Source organism: Mesorhizobium sp. NZP2298, assembly GCF_013170825.1.
Lineage (GTDB): Bacteria > Pseudomonadota > Alphaproteobacteria > Rhizobiales > Rhizobiaceae > Mesorhizobium.
The window spans coordinates 4,492,973-4,508,008 of sequence record NZ_CP033365.1 but is presented as its reverse complement, the minus strand read 5'-3'; the positions used below and the strand labels follow the sequence as shown (position 1 = coordinate 4,508,008).

The window sequence follows — 15,036 nt, the reverse complement described above, 5'->3', positions numbered from 1 at the left end:
TCACGTCCGCTCGATCTTCAGCCAGCGCGCGCAGGCAAGATAGGCGATGGTCACCACCGCCATCAGGATGATCGACAGCGCCGAGGCCAGCGGAAAATCGCCGCGCCGGCCGATCTGCATCATCACCAGTTGGGGCATCAAGAGCTCGTTGTTGCCGCCGAGGATCTGCGGCGTGATGTAGTCGCCGATGCACAGCACGAAGGTGAGGAAGGCGCCGACCATGATGCCGGGCAGGGTCAACGGCAGGATGACATGCAGGAAGGTCCGCACCGGGCCGGCGCCGAGATCGGCGGCCGCCTTGCGGTAGCTCGGGCTGAGTTGCTTGAGGTTGGCGAAGATGGTCAGCGTCAACAGCATGACGAAGAAATGCACGAAGCCGGTGACGGTGGCCAGGCGCGTATTGGCCAGTTGCAGCGGCTCGGTGATGAGGCCTGAACCGGTCAGCACGCGGTTGATGACACCGTTCTGCGCCAGCACCAGCAGCCAGGAATAGGAGCGCACGACATAGGAGGTCCAGAACGGCAGCACGGCCAGCATCAGCGCCAGCCTCTGCCCGCGTTCCGGCACCTGTTCGGCGAGGATCCAGGCGAAGGGATAGGCGAGCAGCACCGAGACCACGGTGACGATCGCCGTCACCTGCAGCGAGTTGACCATCGCCTGCCAGTAGGACGGGTTGGTGAAGAACTGGCTGTAGTTGGAAAGCGTGAAGCCGCCCCCCTCATGCGCCGTTAGGCTGGAAAACCCCATGGCGATGAACGGCAGCACGAAGAACAGCAGCGTCCAGCCAAGCGCCGGCGTGACCAGCGCCCAAGGCAAGGCACGGCCCGCCCGTGGCAGGGCACGCCCGTTGTTTCCAGCGGAGCTCATCAGCGGCAGGTGCTCACTTCGCCTGCAGCATTTCGGTCCACATGTCCTGCATCTTCTTGTCGAATTCGGCATTCGGCGCCGGGTAGGACTGGGCGCGGGCAAGGAAACCCGGCTGCTCGTCGAAACGCAGGATCTTCTTCTGGTCTTCGGTCAGCGCTGCCTTGGTGTTCGACGGCATGCCCCAATAGCAGGAGGAAGTGGCAAGCCGCGCCTGGCCTTCCGGGCTCAGTATGTACTGGATGAACTTCAGCGCCATGTCCTTGTTCTTGGAATCCTTGAACATGGCCAGCGACTGCGACCATAGCACCGCGCCCTCTTTCGGGATCGAAAAATCCAGCGCCGGGTTTTCCTTCGCCAGCCCCGCGGTCACCCATTCGCCGCCACCGACCAGAATATCAACTTCGCCGGTGGCGAGTGCCGTCTGGCTGGCGGTCACTTCGCCGACCAGCTTGGCATTGGCCTTCATCTTGAGAAGCTCTTCCTTGAGGGCGGGCAGGTCGGCTTCGGTCAGATCGGCCGTCTTCTTGCCGATGGCGAGCGCCGCCATGCCGATGACCGGCAGGTAATAATCGTAGATGGCGACCTTGCCCTTGTATTTGTCTGATGTCAGCGACGCCAGGGACTGCATGTCGGCCGGATCGACCTTGGTCTTGTTGAAGCCGATCGTGTTGTAGCCGAACTTTTCGGTGATGCCGTAACGCTTGCCGCCCACCACGGTGGAGCCGTCCATCTTCACTTGCGGGAAGAGGTCGGCGAAGGGCAGTTTGTCCTCCGGCAGCGGCTCGAACAGGCCCTTTTCGACGCCGCGCGGCACGTCGATGCTGTCGATCACCATCACATCCCAGTCGCCTGGCTGCGACTGCTCGACGATCGCGAGACCGGCGCCGGTGCCCTCGAATTCCTTGACGTTGACCTTGACGTTGTTGGCCTCCTCGAAGGGCTGCAGCAGTGCCGGATCGGAATGATCGCACCAGATCAGCGCGTTGAGATCGGCGGCCTCGGCGAGGCTGCCGGCAGCAAGCAGCAGTGCCGTGGCGGCGCATGCCGCGTGCAGGTGGCGCTTCAGGACGGACAGCGGATTCCCGGATGCGGATTTGATGGACATCGAGTGTTCTCCCTTGCCTTTGTGGCTTCTTGCAAAAAATTGAACCAATTCTAAAATTGAGTCAATTCTGTTTTTATGGCAAGAGGCCGATATGAGCGGATTGCGGGCAAGGCAAAAGGCGGACCGGCACAGGCGCATCATCGAGGCGGCGGCGGCGCTTTTTCGCGAGGCCGGCTATGAGGGCGCCAAGATCGAGGCGATCGCCGCCCAGGCCGAGGTTTCGGTCGGCACGATCTACAATTACTATGAGAACAAGGGCGACATCCTCGGCGCCATCGTCTCGCTGGAGGTCAACGAGGTGCTCAATGCCGGGCGCGGCGTCGTCGCCCGGCCCCCGGCCAACGTCGGCGATGCGCTGGACACGCTGATCGGCATCTATATCGAGCATTCGCTACACTATCTGAGCAAGGAGATGTGGCGGCAGGCGATGGCGATCTCGACGCAATTGCCAGACAGCCCGTTCGGCCAGGCCTACACCGCGCTCGACCGCTCGCTCACCGCGCAGATCCGCGCGCTGATCTCCCGGCTGCAGGAGCTAGGCCTGGTGCGCCGGGATATAGACGGGGCAGCTCTCGGCGAACTCATCTTCAACAACATGAACATGATGTTCATCGAATTCGTGAAGCGCGACGAGGCCAGGATACCTGAACTGCGCGCGGCGATACGCCGGCAGAACCGGATATTGGTGGCGGCGATCGGGGTGTGAGGGAGTCAGGAGCAGACAGGAGAAACCCCATTTTGGCATCCGACGTCGTTTAATGCGAGTCCTGCCCCTTGAGTTGAAATTGAAATCTGATACAACTTGAGAGGGTATAAAAAGGGGGGGAGTTGATGGGGACGTTTTCCATCTGGCATTGGGCGATCGTGTTGCTGTTGATCGGCGTGCCTCTTTTCTTTGCCGTTCGATCGGCCGTGAAGCCGTCGCAGAACCCTGAGGCTCTTGTGGGCTTCGGCGGTTGGCTGATGCTGCTGGCAATCGGTCAGACATTATCACCGCTGCGCACACTGGCCGACTTCGCCAATTCGGCCGACGGCTACCAGCAGCTCATGACCTTCTCCAATGGGCCGCTGGCGGTATATGGCGAGGTTGCCCTCAACCTGGCATTTCTGGCGCTTCAGCTGGTTGTAATCGTTTCGATGCTGCGGCGAAGCCATCGCTTCCCGCAATTGTTTCTGCTTCAGTGGCTTGCGATCCCTGTCGTCTTTGCCCTGGACACGATCTGGATTGCCGCCATTCTGGGGGTTCCGGTGAGCCAGGTGCTCGCGGGCGATGCGCTGGCGGCACCGATAGCCTCGTTTGTTGGAACAGGCATCTGGGTCGCTTATGTCTACAGGTCCGTCAGGGTGCGGAATACGTTCACCAGGACGAACGTATCTGCCCAGCCAGCGAGTGCTTCATAGGAAGGCGCGCTCGGAAGATCTGGACTGTCGGGGAGTCGTCGGTCAGAAATGGTGCCCCCGGCAGGAATCGAACCCGCGACCTTCGGTTTACAAAACCGCTGCTCTACCAGCTGAGCTACAAGGGCATGGCGCCCCGTTAGCATATTCCGTACGCCAGTAAAGACAAAACTCCATTTTCAGTTACCCGCAGCGTGCTGAAATCCACGAAGACGCTTCCTACATAAAGCTGGGTGCAATCGCTTCGGACTGGAGTGTCGCATGATCAGGCTTGTCATCATTCTCCCCATCGTCGTCATCGCCTGGATGCTGCTGGTGAAGCTCATCAGCGACGTGAAGAAGGCCAATGTCGACTGGACCGGCGTGACCACGATCATCGGCTTCATCGCGCTTGCTTTCTGGCTTCGCCACATCACGGGCATGGGGTGAGGGAGTAGTCAGCTTCCCGCTACTCCTCCCGCCTCACCGATAAATCTCCTCGACCTTCGAACCTTTTCCCGCGCCACGCCGACTGAGGTTCGGAGGCGAATGGGTCGCCTCGATCAAGGATCCAGGAGATCATCATGTTCAAGCGCACTCTGACATCGGGCCTCGTCGCCATTTTCGTCGCCACCGGCGTGCTTGCCGGCACCGTCGGGACGTCGTCTGCCCACGGTATGCATAATCATCATCACAACCATCACCACCACAGTCACCACAAGAAGCACTTCAAGAAGCATTGGTGGTGGCACCACAACCATCATCACCACAAGCATGGCAAGGTGATCATTTTCCTTTGATGGAGGGACCCACTTCTCCTCAAAAGGGCGGCTTCGGCCGCCCTTTTTCGTTCGAAGCGCCCTTCCTTCGATCGTGAGACGAAGTGAGGATACCGTGGGGGACGACCGGGCCGGCTTTGCAAAAATCAAAAAAGATTCGAACCTTTTTCCGCGTGGCAACGACAGATGATCAAGAGGCGGATGGATCGCCTCGGTCAACGAAGCAAGGAGATCATCATGTTCAAGCGCACACTCGTTTCCGGCCTCATCGCCACCACCGTCGCCACCACCATGCTGGTCGGTACTGTTCAGCCTTCGGCGGCTCATTCGCATCACCACGACCTCGGTATCGGCATCGCCGCCGGCGTCGGCGGGTTCGTCCTGGGCAGCCTGCTCGCCCAGCAGCCGCCGCGTACCGTCTATGTCGACGAAGACGGCGGTTCCTGGCACGTCCGTCGCTGCGTCGATCGTTACTCCAGCTACGATCCGGACTCCGATACCTACGTTGGTTACGATGGCTATCGCCACTACTGCCGGCTCTGAGGGGAGGACTGTTCAACAACAGAAAGGGGGCTCGGTATGAGCCCCTTTTTCTGTTGGCGTACAAATAGTTACAGTTGCGTTTTCGAGCTGGAATCGGAAATTGGCAATCCGGCTGCGCTGCATGTGCTGCCGACAATATGCCTCGTTTCCGAAGCGTCGCCCATGGCGACGAGTTCGAAGCTGCTTCCCGAATCCGGGTAGATCTTGGCAATGAAGGCTTGGTCGCGGCCGTAGCCGCCCGAGGAATCCTTGCCGTTGACGAAGCCGCAGACGACGATCTCCTTGCGGCCGTTCATCGTCCGCTCGCCGGCAAGCATCCTTCCGAACTTGGCGGAAGCAGAATCCGGCAAGCGCTGACGGATGCCGGTCGTTATGATCTCCTCCAGGGCAAGCGGGATCGGAATGGAATCGACCCGCTGGCCGCCGCCGCCGGCATCGGGTCGAGGTGCCGCCGCCACGCATCCGCAAAGTGAAGCCGTAAGCAAAAGCTGAACCGTTTTCCGCATCCGTGCCCTTTCGCATGCATTCGAACGCCGCGGCAAGGCAGCGTCATGCTGCCGGCGGTGTCCGGCGATTTTGCGAACGTCCAGTCGGCCATTCGAGCGCCAACAGAGGGGAGAGTGGCCTGGACGAGCAGGACCCGGGGAGACCTGACTGCGACCAGGAGCGCATTGCCTTGGGCAAGCCGCTGATCAACCGGCTTGCGCGCCGCCGATCATCCTGGTCACTTCAGCCGCGGCACTGCGCACCATCGGGCCGATCTCGGCCAGCCGCTCCGGCGTCACCCGCACGGTCGGCCCCGACACGGAGACGCCGCCGATCGGTTCGCCGAATTCGTTGAAGATGGCGGCCGCCACGCAGCGCATGCCGGGATGCCGCTCCTCGTCGTCGACCGACCAGCCGCGCTGCTTGATGACAGCCAGGTCGTGGGCGAGGGCAGGGATCTCGGACAGCGTCTTGTCGGTGAAGCGCTGCAAGCCGGCCTTGCGCAGGATTGTCCCGACGCGCTCCGGTTCGAGATGCGCAAGCACCGCCTTGCCGATGCCGGACGCATGGAAGGGGCTACGCGTTCCCGGGCGGAAGAAGGCGCGGATCGCCTGGTGCGTCTCGACCTGGCTGACGAACACCACGCAATCATCCTCGGCGACGCCGAGATTGGCGGTCTCGCCGGTTCTTTCCATCAATTCCTGCATGACGATGCGGGCGCGGTCGACCAGCTTGCGGCGGCGCAGGAACGCCGCGCCCATGCGGTAGGTCTCGACGCCGATCGACCACAACTGGTCCGATGTGTCGAACTCGACCATGCCGTGGTTTTCGAGCGTCGTCAGCATCCGGTAGGCGGTGGAGGCGGCAAGGCCGCTTTGCGCCGAAATCTCGCTCAGAGACAGGCCGCTGCCCTCCGCGACGATGGCCAGGATGCGCAAGGCCCGGTCGAGCGATTGCACCGAACTGGCCTCGGATGGCCCGTTGAATGCGCGCGGACGACCGCGCTGCCGTTTCTCAGTGGTTTCCATGACGCCAGCTTCGCCGATTTCTCCAAACGTGCAATGAAAAAGTTTTTCACTGGGGCGGGATAGCAATTCTTGGAAAACGGAAAATCCAATAAAATCAGCAAATAGCTTCCGTTTTCTAGAAATGAAAAAATATTCTGAAAAAATTGAAAAATAGCCGGCTTGCTGACATCCTCGGCCATCCAACAATGACAACCCAAGTGGAGGGCCGGAAAATGGCCAGGATGCGCGCTGTCGATGCCGCCGTTCTCGTTCTCGAAAAGGAAGGTATGTCCTGTGCCTTCGGCGTGCCGGGCGCGGCGATCAATCCGCTCTATTCGGCGCTGAAGGCACGGGGCACCATCCGCCACGTGCTGGCCCGCCACGTCGAGGGCGCATCGCACATGGCCGAAGGCTATACCCGCGCCAAGGCGGGCAATATCGGACTCTGCATCGGCACTTCCGGGCCGGCCGGCACCGACATGATCACCGGGCTCTACTCGGCGGCGGCCGATTCCATTCCGATCCTGTGCATCACAGGCCAGGCGCCGCGTGCACGGCTGAACAAGGAGGATTTCCAGGCGGTCGACATCGCGGCCATCGCGGCACCCGTCGCCAAATGGGCGGTCACCGTCATGGAGCCTTATCTCGTCCCCATGGCGCTGCAGAAGGCATTTCACCTCATGCGCTCGTCGCGGCCGGGACCGGTGCTGATCGACCTGCCGGTGGATGTCCAACTGGCCGAGATCGAGTTCGATATCGATGCCTATGAACCGTTGGCGCCGTTCAAGCCAGCGATGACGCGGGCCCAGGCGGAAAAAGCGCTGACGATGCTCAACGCGGCCGACAAGCCGCTGATCGTCGCCGGCGGCGGCATCATCAATGCCGATGCATCTGACCTGTTGATCGAGTTCGCCGAAATCACCGGCGTTCCGGTCATCCCGACGCTGATGGGCTGGGGCGCGATTCCGGACGATCACCGGCTGATGGCCGGCATGTGCGGGCTGCAGACGTCGCATCGCTATGGCAATGCGACGATGCTGGAGGCCGACTTTGTCTTCGGCATCGGCAACCGCTGGGCCAACCGCCACACCGGCTCGGTCGACGTCTACACCAAGGGCAAGAAGTTCATCCATGTCGACATCGAGCCAACGCAGATCGGCCGCGTCTTCGCGCCAGACCTCGGCGTCGTCTCGGATGCGGGTGCCGCGCTGAAAATGTTGCTCGACGTCGCCACCGAGTGGAGGACGGCCGGAAAGCTGCGCGACTGGTCCGGCTGGGCAAAGGAGTGCCAGGGTCGCAAGAAGACGATGAAGCGCAAGACGCATTTCGATCAGGTGCCGCTGAAGCCGCAGCGTGTCTATGAAGAGATGAACAAGGCGTTCGGCCGTGACGTTACCTATGTCACCACGATCGGCCTGTCGCAGATCGCCGGCGCGCAGTTCCTGCATGTCTACAAGCCGCGCAACTGGATCAATTGCGGCCAGGCTGGCCCTCTCGGCTGGACGCTGCCCGCTGCCCTTGGCGTTCGCGCCGCCGATCCGGACCGTACCATCGTGGCGCTGTCGGGCGACTATGATTTCCAGTTCATGATCGAGGAACTGGCGGTCGGCGCGCAGCACAAGCTGCCCTACATCCATGTCGTCGTGAATAACGCCTATCTCGGCCTGATCCGCCAGGCGCAGCGCGGCTTCTCGATGGATTATGAGGTGAGCCTGGCCTTCGAGAACATCAACCGGTCAGGCGATCCCGAGGCGGGCTATGGCGTCGACCATGTCGCCGTGGCCGAGGCGATGGGCTGCAAGGCGGTCCGGGTCCGCAAGCCCGAAGAGTTTGCCGGCGCCTTCAAGCAGGCGCAGCGGCTGATGAAGGAGCATCAGGTTCCCGTCGTGCTCGAATTCATCCTCGAGCGCGTCACCAACATCTCGATGGGCACCGAGATCGACAAGATCACCGAATTCGAGGAACTTGCCGAACATCAGGAAGACGCCCCAACCGCGATCGTGATGCTGGACTGATAAGAAGGACAAGAAGAATGCCGCGTTTTTCAGCCAACCTGTCTATGCTCTTCGGTGAGCATGATTTCCTTGATCGCTTCGACGCAGCCGCACGTGCGGGCTTCAAGGGCGTCGAATATATCGGCCCCTACGACCATGCGCCCGAGGTGGTGGCGGCGAGGCTGAAGAAGAACGGCCTGACCCAGGTGCTGTTCAACCTGCCGGCCGGCGACTGGGGCAAGGGGGAGCGCGGCATCGCCGTACTGCCGGACCGCGTGCCGGAATTCCGCCAGGGCATCGCCAAGGCGATTACCTACGCACAGGCGCTCGGCTGCCCGCAGGTCAATTGCCTGGCCGGCATCGCGCCCGCCGACGCCGACCGCAAGGTGCTGGAGGACGTTTTCGCCGAAAACCTCGCCTTCGCCGCGGAGAAACTGGAGCAGGCCGGCATCAGGCTGCTGATCGAGCCGATCAACACGCGCGACATTCCGGGTTTCTTCCTGAACTATTCAGACCAGGCGCTGGCGCTGATCGACCGCGTCGGCTCAAAAAACCTGTTCCTGCAATATGACATCTATCACATGCAGATCATGGAGGGGGATCTCGCCCGTAAAATCGAGGCCAACCTTAGCCGCATCGCGCATATCCAGCTTGCGGACAATCCCGGCCGTCACGAGCCGGGAACGGGCGAGATCAATTATCCCTTCCTCTACGACCACATCGACCGCATCGGCTATTCCGGCTGGATCGGTGCGGAATACAAGCCGAAGGCCGGCACGGAAGCCGGGCTTGGATGGTTCCGGGATCTGGCCGGGCAAGGGAGCGCGGCGGCTTAAGAGCCGGCGTCGAAGCTGCCAATCTCCCCACCTGTGGGGGAGATGGCCGGCAGGCCAGAGGGGGGCGCGAAGGAACGCGGCCTAACAGAAGACGGAGAAAACAATGGAAACCATAGGCTTCATCGGCCTCGGCATCATGGGCGCGCCGATGGCGGGGCATCTGCTGGATGCGGGCTACAAGGTCATCGCCAGCGACCATCGCTCAAAGCCGCCGGCGGATCTCGTCGCCAAGGGCCTGAAGTCGGTCTCCGGCCACGCCGCCGTCGCCAGGGCGGCCGACATCGTCATCACCATGGTGCCGGATACGCCGCAGGTCGCCGATGTGCTGTTCGGCGACAACGGTGTCGCTTCCGGCTTGTCCAAGGGCAAGCTGGTCATCGACATGAGCTCGATCTCGCCGATCGAGACCAAGATGTTCGCCCGCAAGATCAACGAGCTCGGCTGCGACTATCTCGACGCGCCGGTCTCCGGCGGCGAGGTCGGAGCCAAGGCGGCGTCGCTCACCATCATGGTCGGTGGCGAGGACAAGCCTTTCGAGCGCGCAAAACCAGTCTTCGAGAAGATGGGCAAGAACATCACTTTGGTGGGCCCGAACGGGGTCGGCCAGACCACTAAGGTCGCCAACCAGATCGTCGTCGCGCTGACCATTGAAGCCGTCGCGGAAGCGCTTGTTTTTGCTTCGAAAGCCGGCGCCGACCCGGCCAAGGTCAGGCAGGCGCTGATGGGCGGGCTGGCGGCCTCGCGCATTCTCGAAGTGCATGGCGAGCGCATGGTCAAGCGCACCTTCGCGCCGGGCTTCCGCATCGAACTGCACCAGAAGGATCTCAACCTCGCGCTGGAAGGCGCCAAGGCGCTCGGTGTGTCGCTGCCCAACACCTCGACCACGCAGCAGCTATTCAATTCCTGCGCCGCCAATGGCGGCGCGAGGGAAGATCACTCGGCCCTCGTCAGGGCGCTGGAGCGGATGGCGAATTTCGAGGTCGGCGGCGAGGCAGCCGAAATCAAGGGCAAAGCGGCATAGGTCGGGAGAGGGCGGCGCAACGTTCCCAAGCCGCCCCCTCTTGTCCTGCACAAGAACGGGTTCCCGCGTTGTCGCTGGAACCCGTTTTTCATTTCGGGATGTTTTGGCAGGCAGTCTGCCGCTTTCGGCTCAGCCGCGCTTCAAGAATGCCCGCGCCGCATAAAGGCTGATCGCCGCGGCGTTCGACACGTTGAGCGAACGGATGACGCCCGGCATGTCGAGCCGTGCCAGCGTTGTCACCGTCTCGCGCGTCTTCTGGCGCAGGCCCTTGCCTTCGGCCCCCAACACCAGCGCGATCTTCTCTCCGGCAAAGCTGGTCTCGAGTTCCGCCGGCCCGTCCGAATCAAGCCCGATCGTCTGGAAGCCGGCCTCATGCAGTTGCCCGAGCGCGTCGGCCAGGTTCTTCACCTCGATCTGGTCGATATGCTCCAGCGCCCCGGAGGCGGCTTTCGCCAGCACGCCCGATTCCTGCGGGCTGTGGCGCGCCGTGGTGATCAGCGCGCCGGCGCCGAAGGCGACCGCAGAACGCAGGATGGCGCCGACATTGTGCGGATCGGTGACCTGGTCGAGCACCAGCACCAGCTCGGTGTCGCCGAGCGCGTCGAGGCGCTTGGGTTTCAGCGGCTCCGCCTCGATCAGCACGCCCTGATGCACCGCGTCCGACCCGGTGATCTTGTCGATGTCCCTGGGTTCGACCAGCTCCGCCTTGAAGGGCAAGGCGGCGAGATCGGCGATCTCGAGGCGCTCGGACGCATTGCGCGTCACCAGCATTTTGCGAATCTTGCGGCGCGGATTGTCGAGTGCCGCCCGTACCGTGTGCAGGCCATAAAGCCGCACCAGTCCGTCGGCGGCGTTTTCGCCGGGCGGAACGGGTTGGCGTGGCTTGAATGCTGGTGCGCCGCCGCTCTTCTCGTCGCGAAAGGCGCGGCGCAGCTTGGCGTAATGGGTGTCTTTGGGAGTATTGGTCTTGTTGCTCATGGCCGGCTTCTATAGCTGTCTGCCGCGGCCAAGGATATGGCCCGTCGCCGCAGCCGGCGAACAACATCGAAAAACCCTTCCTGCGCGGTTGACACCCAATGGCCTTGCCGCCATAAGGCGCTTCGCTGATTTCGGAGAAGACATCTATCTCGGGCTCCGGGATCGGCAAGAATGCCTCGTTGCATGGCTCCGGCGGCAGACTGGAGAGGTGCCCGAGTGGTTAAAGGGGACGGACTGTAAATCCGTTGGCTTAGCCTACGTTGGTTCGAATCCAACCCTCTCCACCACTGCCGGCCCGGAAGCCCTGAAACGAAAAAGCATCGGGCCGAAAAGTGCATGGCGCTTTTCGGGTGAATCCGATACTTCAGTGCAAGGCGCGGGTATAGCTCAGTGGTAGAGCAGCAGCCTTCCAAGCTGAATATGCGGGTTCGATTCCCGCTACCCGCTCCAGATTTTCATCCCCACCGTCGGCAAGCGCGGCCATGCGCGCAGTGCTTCAACGCATCGGTGCGGCCGCGTCAGCTGTTGAACGCCGACGCCACCTGATGCTGCTGAGGTACCTGGCCGTTCGGCGTCAGCTTGTCGACGATGCCGGGCAGGGCGGTGGACAGCTGCTTGAGCAGTTCCCCCTCGTCCATTCCAGTGCGCTGCGCGATCTCGCGGATGACCTGCGGCCCAAGCGCGGCTCCGAGATCATTGGCGTTGATCGACCGGTTCTGGCCGGTGCCGACCCAGGAATCGGCCACGTTGCCATGGCCGGCATTCTTGAGCTTGTCGAGCAGGCCGCCCAGTCCGCCGAGCAGGCCACCGTCGCCTGGATTAGCTTCGGTCGGAGCGGGAGCGGGCGGAGCAGCGGCATCGGGTTGATCCGGCTGTTCGGCACTTCTGCCGCTCAGCATTTTTCCGACCAGCAACGCACCGAGCGCGATCATCAGTGGTTTGGTGATGTTGCCGCCGGGAACGGCGTTGTCAAAAAGTCCCATAGTGGATCCTCCATCTCAACCAAGCCCAGCCCATCTTCAACAATGGCGCATCCGGGCGGAATTTCAAGCTGGCTTGAGGTTTTGACAATCATATGAAAATGTCGGGCTGGCGAGGGATGGAGAGGAAAAAATGGGTATCATCAGCTGGATCATTCTCGGCGCCATCGCCGGTTTCCTGGGCAGCAAGATCGTCAACAAGACCGGCCAAGGCCTGATCATGGATATCGTGCTCGGCATTGTCGGCGCTATCGTCGGCGGCGTGATCTGCAGCCAGATCTTTGGCGTGGGTGTCACCGGCCTCAACATCTCCAGCCTGATCGTCGCGGTGGTTGGCGCGATAGTTGTGCTGTGGGCCTACCACCAGTTCAGCGGACGCCGGACGCTCTAAGCGTTAGCTGGATGATCTGAAATTTCGAATTTCTGCTGAGGCAAGACCGGCTGCGGGTTTGCCTATGGCATCAGCACCGCATCGGCCGCGGCGAAGAAGATCAGCGTTCCCGCGATGAATACCGCCCAGCCGACCAGCGATTTGCGAATGGCGGCCTTGTGCTCGGCGTCGGAGTTCTTGTTCTGGTCAAAATCGGTCATGGGGAAGCTCCCTTGGCTGATTGATCATGTCATCGCCGAATAGACGATCAATCTGGCCTCCGCAACATCAGAAACAGGTGCTCCGGTATCGATGCTAGGCGACGACGGTCAATCTGCGTTTACGCTGATCGAGTGACACAATGATCAGCCCGCTGGCCACCACCAGCAGGATGCCGCAGACCGCCAGCATGTTGGGGAACTGCCCGAACACCAGCAGGCCCGAAATGACCGCCCAGACGGTGAAGCAGTAGTAGAACGGCGCCACCGCGCTGGTCGGCCCGACGCGATAGGCCATGAAGATGAAGAAATGGCCGAAGATCAGGAAAAACCCGGCACCGGCCATCAGCAGCAGATGGCGCCCCTCGGGCATGACCCAGCGCTCGGATATCAGATGCGCGGCACCCGCGCCGACCAGCACCACCAAGACGGCGGAAATCGCCACGATCATCCCCGGCACTTCCGCCGGGACATGTCTGCCGGCAAGGTCGCGCGCGGCCGACAGCGCCGCGTTGCCGAGCGCCAGCAGGGCATAGACCGAAATGCCTTGCATCGTCGGCTGCGCCACCATCAGCGCGCCGATGAAGCCGAGTCCGATCAGCGCCATGCGCTGGCCGCCGATGCGTTCGCCAAACAGGATCGACGAGCCGACCAGCATCAGGAGCGGCGTGATCTGCCCCAGTGCGGTGGAATCTGCGATCTGCATGTTGGCGAGCGCCACGACATAACAAAGGATCGCCGCCAGTTCGAGCAGGTTCCGGCGCAGCACGCGTTTGTCGAAGATCAGCGGGATCTGTTTGCCGTAGCCGAGCAGGAACAGCAGCGGAAAACCCCACAATGTTGCCGCGGCCCCGCGCAGGAACAGCACTTCGTAGGATGGCAGCCCTGCGGTCGCGAGTTTCATCATCGTATCGTTGACCAGGTATGAGCCGGTCGAGACGATCATGAACAGCGGGCCGCGGATCGAGGCAGGGATGAAATGCATCGGATCAGGAGATCAGACCTCGATGGCGGCCGCAATGGGCCATCAACTGGCCGTGAACTCAGACAGGGATTGGTGGTGGGGGCACCTTAAGCGGCCTAGGTCGATCGGCCTGTCGCCCATTTCATTTCATGCATCGCCTTCCTATATCAGCGCCACATCCCCGCAATCGGATCCCAGGTTCGGACTGAGTGAGACGGCACCCGGCCAAAAGACGCTTGTGTTTTTTGGCCTTTGTCGCTAATCGCCCCGCATTCGACTGAACTGAAGGTCAAGGCCGTCCAAGGAAAGAGACTATGGCAAAAGGTAAATTCGAGCGCACTAAGCCTCATGTGAACATCGGCACGATTGGTCACGTTGATCATGGCAAGACGTCGCTGACGGCGGCGATCACGAAGTATTTTGGCGAGTACAAGCGCTACGACCAGATCGATGCGGCGCCGGAAGAGAAGGCGCGTGGCATCACGATCTCGACGGCCCACGTCGAATACGAGACGGCCAACCGCCACTACGCCCATGTCGACTGCCCCGGCCACGCCGACTATGTGAAGAACATGATCACCGGTGCCGCGCAGATGGACGGCGCGATCCTGGTCGTTTCGGCCGCCGACGGCCCGATGCCGCAGACCCGCGAGCACATCCTGCTCGCCCGTCAGGTCGGCGTGCCGTCGATCGTGGTGTTCCTGAACAAGGTCGACCAGGTCGACGACGCCGAGCTGCTCGAACTGGTCGAGCTCGAGGTTCGCGAGCTTCTGTCGAAGAACGAATTCCCCGGCGACGACATTCCGATCGTCAAGGGTTCGGCGCTGGCCGCTCTTGAGGATTCGAACAAGACGATCGGCGAGGACGCGATCCGCGAGCTGATGGCTCAGGTCGACGCCTACATCCCGACCCCGGTTCGTCCGCTGGACAAGCCGTTCCTGATGCCGATCGAGGACGTGTTCTCGATCTCGGGCCGTGGCACGGTCGTGACCGGCCGCGTCGAGCGCGGCGTGGTCAAGGTCGGCGAGGAACTCGAGATCATCGGCATCCGTCCGACGACCAAGACGACCTGCACGGGCGTGGAGATGTTCCGCAAGCTGCTCGATCAGGGCCAGGCTGGCGACAACATCGGCGCGCTGCTGCGCGGCGTTGATCGTGAAGGTGTCGAGCGCGGCCAGGTTCTGGCCAAGCCGGGCACGGTGAAGCCGCACAAGAAGTTCGTGGCCGAAGCCTACATCCTGACCAAGGACGAAGGTGGCCGTCACACGCCGTTCTTCACCAACTACCGCCCGCAGTTCTACTTCCGCACGACCGACGTGACCGGCATCGTGTCGCTGCCGGCTGGCACCGAGATGGTGATGCCTGGCGACAACATCACGGTCGATGTCGAGCTGATCGTGCCGATCGCCATGGAAGAGAAGCTGCGCTTCGCCATCCGTGAAGGCGGCCGCACCGTCGGTGCCGGAATCGTCGTCACCATCAAGGAATAATCGACACCGGCATTAGCCGGA

At 61.9% G+C, this 15,036-nt stretch carries 18 protein-coding genes and 3 tRNA genes; 12 read left to right on the top strand and 9 right to left on the bottom strand.

What is annotated here, in order from left to right:
* Entirely contained in the window at nt 1-867 is an 867-nt protein-coding gene (locus tag EB231_RS21900; protein ID WP_172350657.1) for an ABC transporter permease, read from the bottom strand.
* 13 nt (nt 868-880) lie between these two features.
* Complete coding sequence (locus EB231_RS21895) at nt 881-1,972, bottom strand: polyamine ABC transporter substrate-binding protein (protein WP_172350656.1); 1,092 nt, start codon at nt 1,970-1,972, stop codon at nt 881-883.
* Between the two features lie 91 nt (nt 1,973-2,063).
* Here EB231_RS21895 and EB231_RS21890 point away from each other — a divergent pair, with 91 nt between their 5' ends.
* Together EB231_RS21890 and EB231_RS21885 are read left to right on the top strand one after the other, a co-directional pair.
* Nucleotides 2,064-2,678: a TetR/AcrR family transcriptional regulator gene (locus EB231_RS21890; RefSeq protein ID WP_172350655.1), complete on the top strand. Its 615-nt coding sequence runs from the start codon at nt 2,064-2,066 to the stop codon at nt 2,676-2,678.
* Between the two features lie 125 nt (nt 2,679-2,803).
* On the top strand, nt 2,804-3,373 hold the full coding sequence (locus EB231_RS21885; RefSeq protein WP_172350654.1) for a DUF2569 family protein: 570 nt from the start codon (nt 2,804-2,806) through the stop codon (nt 3,371-3,373).
* Nucleotides 3,374-3,422: 49 nt separating this feature from the next.
* On the opposite strand, the gene EB231_RS21880 is transcribed toward EB231_RS21885, so the two are convergent.
* Nucleotides 3,423-3,498, bottom strand: a tRNA-Thr gene (locus tag EB231_RS21880).
* Between the two features lie 133 nt (nt 3,499-3,631).
* Here EB231_RS21880 and EB231_RS21875 point away from each other — a divergent pair.
* The 3 genes from EB231_RS21875 (at nt 3,632) to EB231_RS21865 (ending at nt 4,671) form a co-directional block, all read left to right on the top strand.
* A complete protein-coding gene (locus tag EB231_RS21875) occupies nt 3,632-3,799 on the top strand; it encodes a hypothetical protein (protein WP_081850636.1) in 168 nt (55 codons plus the stop codon).
* A gap of 134 nt (nt 3,800-3,933) precedes the next feature.
* The gene (locus EB231_RS21870) at nt 3,934-4,149 is read left to right on the top strand and encodes a hypothetical protein (protein ID WP_172350653.1); all 216 of its coding nucleotides are present in this window, start codon (nt 3,934-3,936) and stop codon (nt 4,147-4,149) included.
* Between the two features lie 216 nt (nt 4,150-4,365).
* Nucleotides 4,366-4,671 carry a BA14K family protein gene (locus tag EB231_RS21865; RefSeq protein ID WP_172350652.1) on the top strand — a complete coding sequence of 102 codons (306 nt, stop codon included), beginning with the start codon at nt 4,366-4,368 and terminating at the stop codon, nt 4,669-4,671.
* 68 nt (nt 4,672-4,739) lie between these two features.
* Here EB231_RS21865 and EB231_RS21860 read toward each other — a convergent pair whose 3' ends face one another.
* Both EB231_RS21860 and bhcR read right to left on the bottom strand, forming a co-directional pair.
* Entirely contained in the window at nt 4,740-5,177 is a 438-nt protein-coding gene (locus EB231_RS21860; protein ID WP_172350651.1) for a hypothetical protein, read from the bottom strand.
* A gap of 186 nt (nt 5,178-5,363) precedes the next feature.
* Nucleotides 5,364-6,185 (bottom strand): HTH-type transcriptional regulator BhcR, encoded by an 822-nt coding sequence (gene bhcR / locus EB231_RS21855; protein WP_172350650.1) that lies wholly within the window; start codon nt 6,183-6,185, stop codon nt 5,364-5,366.
* A gap of 212 nt (nt 6,186-6,397) precedes the next feature.
* Between bhcR and gcl the strand changes: the two genes are divergently transcribed.
* The 3 genes from gcl (at nt 6,398) to EB231_RS21840 (ending at nt 10,015) form a co-directional block, all read left to right on the top strand.
* The gene (gcl, locus tag EB231_RS21850) at nt 6,398-8,179 is read left to right on the top strand and encodes a glyoxylate carboligase (protein WP_172350649.1); all 1,782 of its coding nucleotides are present in this window, start codon (nt 6,398-6,400) and stop codon (nt 8,177-8,179) included.
* Between the two features lie 17 nt (nt 8,180-8,196).
* Nucleotides 8,197-8,994: a 2-oxo-tetronate isomerase gene (gene otnI / locus EB231_RS21845; RefSeq protein WP_172350648.1), complete on the top strand. Its 798-nt coding sequence runs from the start codon at nt 8,197-8,199 to the stop codon at nt 8,992-8,994.
* 103 nt (nt 8,995-9,097) lie between these two features.
* The gene (locus EB231_RS21840) at nt 9,098-10,015 is read left to right on the top strand and encodes a 2-hydroxy-3-oxopropionate reductase (protein ID WP_172350647.1); all 918 of its coding nucleotides are present in this window, start codon (nt 9,098-9,100) and stop codon (nt 10,013-10,015) included.
* Nucleotides 10,016-10,144: 129 nt separating this feature from the next.
* On the opposite strand, the gene EB231_RS21835 is transcribed toward EB231_RS21840, so the two are convergent.
* A complete protein-coding gene (locus EB231_RS21835) occupies nt 10,145-10,993 on the bottom strand; it encodes a TrmH family RNA methyltransferase (protein ID WP_172350646.1) in 849 nt (282 codons plus the stop codon).
* A 202-nt stretch (nt 10,994-11,195) separates the two neighbouring features.
* Between EB231_RS21835 and EB231_RS21830 the strand changes: the two genes are divergently transcribed.
* Both EB231_RS21830 and EB231_RS21825 read left to right on the top strand, forming a co-directional pair.
* Nucleotides 11,196-11,280, top strand: a tRNA-Tyr gene (locus EB231_RS21830).
* Between the two features lie 89 nt (nt 11,281-11,369).
* Nucleotides 11,370-11,443: transfer RNA gene (locus EB231_RS21825), tRNA-Gly, on the top strand.
* 68 nt (nt 11,444-11,511) lie between these two features.
* Here EB231_RS21825 and EB231_RS21820 read toward each other — a convergent pair.
* Entirely contained in the window at nt 11,512-11,976 is a 465-nt protein-coding gene (locus tag EB231_RS21820) for a YidB family protein (RefSeq protein ID WP_172350645.1), read from the bottom strand.
* Nucleotides 11,977-12,106: 130 nt separating this feature from the next.
* On the opposite strand from EB231_RS21820, the gene EB231_RS21815 reads away from it, so the two are divergent.
* Entirely contained in the window at nt 12,107-12,364 is a 258-nt protein-coding gene (locus EB231_RS21815; RefSeq protein WP_172350644.1) for a GlsB/YeaQ/YmgE family stress response membrane protein, read from the top strand.
* A 62-nt stretch (nt 12,365-12,426) separates the two neighbouring features.
* Here EB231_RS21815 and EB231_RS21810 read toward each other — a convergent pair whose 3' ends face one another.
* Nucleotides 12,427-12,564 (bottom strand): hypothetical protein, encoded by a 138-nt coding sequence (locus tag EB231_RS21810; RefSeq protein ID WP_164548697.1) that lies wholly within the window; start codon nt 12,562-12,564, stop codon nt 12,427-12,429.
* 94 nt (nt 12,565-12,658) lie between these two features.
* Nucleotides 12,659-13,546 (bottom strand): DMT family transporter, encoded by an 888-nt coding sequence (locus tag EB231_RS21805; protein ID WP_172350643.1) that lies wholly within the window; start codon nt 13,544-13,546, stop codon nt 12,659-12,661.
* Between the two features lie 293 nt (nt 13,547-13,839).
* Between EB231_RS21805 and tuf the strand changes: the two genes are divergently transcribed.
* Nucleotides 13,840-15,015 (top strand): elongation factor Tu, encoded by a 1,176-nt coding sequence (gene tuf / locus EB231_RS21800; protein WP_010909256.1) that lies wholly within the window; start codon nt 13,840-13,842, stop codon nt 15,013-15,015.
* Nucleotides 15,016-15,036 lie beyond the last annotated feature (21 nt).

Coding starts and splice junctions, on each gene's coding strand:
- EB231_RS21900 (WP_172350657.1), bottom strand. CDS start 867: ATGAGCTCCGCTGGAAACAACGGGCGTGCCCTGCCACGGGCGGGCCGT.
- EB231_RS21895 (WP_172350656.1), bottom strand. CDS start 1,972: ATGTCCATCAAATCCGCATCCGGGAATCCGCTGTCCGTCCTGAAGCGC.
- EB231_RS21890 (WP_172350655.1), top strand. CDS start 2,064: ATGAGCGGATTGCGGGCAAGGCAAAAGGCGGACCGGCACAGGCGCATC.
- EB231_RS21885 (WP_172350654.1), top strand. CDS start 2,804: ATGGGGACGTTTTCCATCTGGCATTGGGCGATCGTGTTGCTGTTGATC.
- EB231_RS21875 (WP_081850636.1), top strand. CDS start 3,632: ATGATCAGGCTTGTCATCATTCTCCCCATCGTCGTCATCGCCTGGATG.
- EB231_RS21870 (WP_172350653.1), top strand. CDS start 3,934: ATGTTCAAGCGCACTCTGACATCGGGCCTCGTCGCCATTTTCGTCGCC.
- EB231_RS21865 (WP_172350652.1), top strand. CDS start 4,366: ATGTTCAAGCGCACACTCGTTTCCGGCCTCATCGCCACCACCGTCGCC.
- EB231_RS21860 (WP_172350651.1), bottom strand. CDS start 5,177: ATGCGGAAAACGGTTCAGCTTTTGCTTACGGCTTCACTTTGCGGATGC.
- bhcR (WP_172350650.1), bottom strand. CDS start 6,185: ATGGAAACCACTGAGAAACGGCAGCGCGGTCGTCCGCGCGCATTCAAC.
- gcl (WP_172350649.1), top strand. CDS start 6,398: ATGGCCAGGATGCGCGCTGTCGATGCCGCCGTTCTCGTTCTCGAAAAG.
- otnI (WP_172350648.1), top strand. CDS start 8,197: ATGCCGCGTTTTTCAGCCAACCTGTCTATGCTCTTCGGTGAGCATGAT.
- EB231_RS21840 (WP_172350647.1), top strand. CDS start 9,098: ATGGAAACCATAGGCTTCATCGGCCTCGGCATCATGGGCGCGCCGATG.
- EB231_RS21835 (WP_172350646.1), bottom strand. CDS start 10,993: ATGAGCAACAAGACCAATACTCCCAAAGACACCCATTACGCCAAGCTG.
- EB231_RS21820 (WP_172350645.1), bottom strand. CDS start 11,976: ATGGGACTTTTTGACAACGCCGTTCCCGGCGGCAACATCACCAAACCA.
- EB231_RS21815 (WP_172350644.1), top strand. CDS start 12,107: ATGGGTATCATCAGCTGGATCATTCTCGGCGCCATCGCCGGTTTCCTG.
- EB231_RS21810 (WP_164548697.1), bottom strand. CDS start 12,564: ATGACCGATTTTGACCAGAACAAGAACTCCGACGCCGAGCACAAGGCC.
- EB231_RS21805 (WP_172350643.1), bottom strand. CDS start 13,546: ATGCATTTCATCCCTGCCTCGATCCGCGGCCCGCTGTTCATGATCGTC.
- tuf (WP_010909256.1), top strand. CDS start 13,840: ATGGCAAAAGGTAAATTCGAGCGCACTAAGCCTCATGTGAACATCGGC.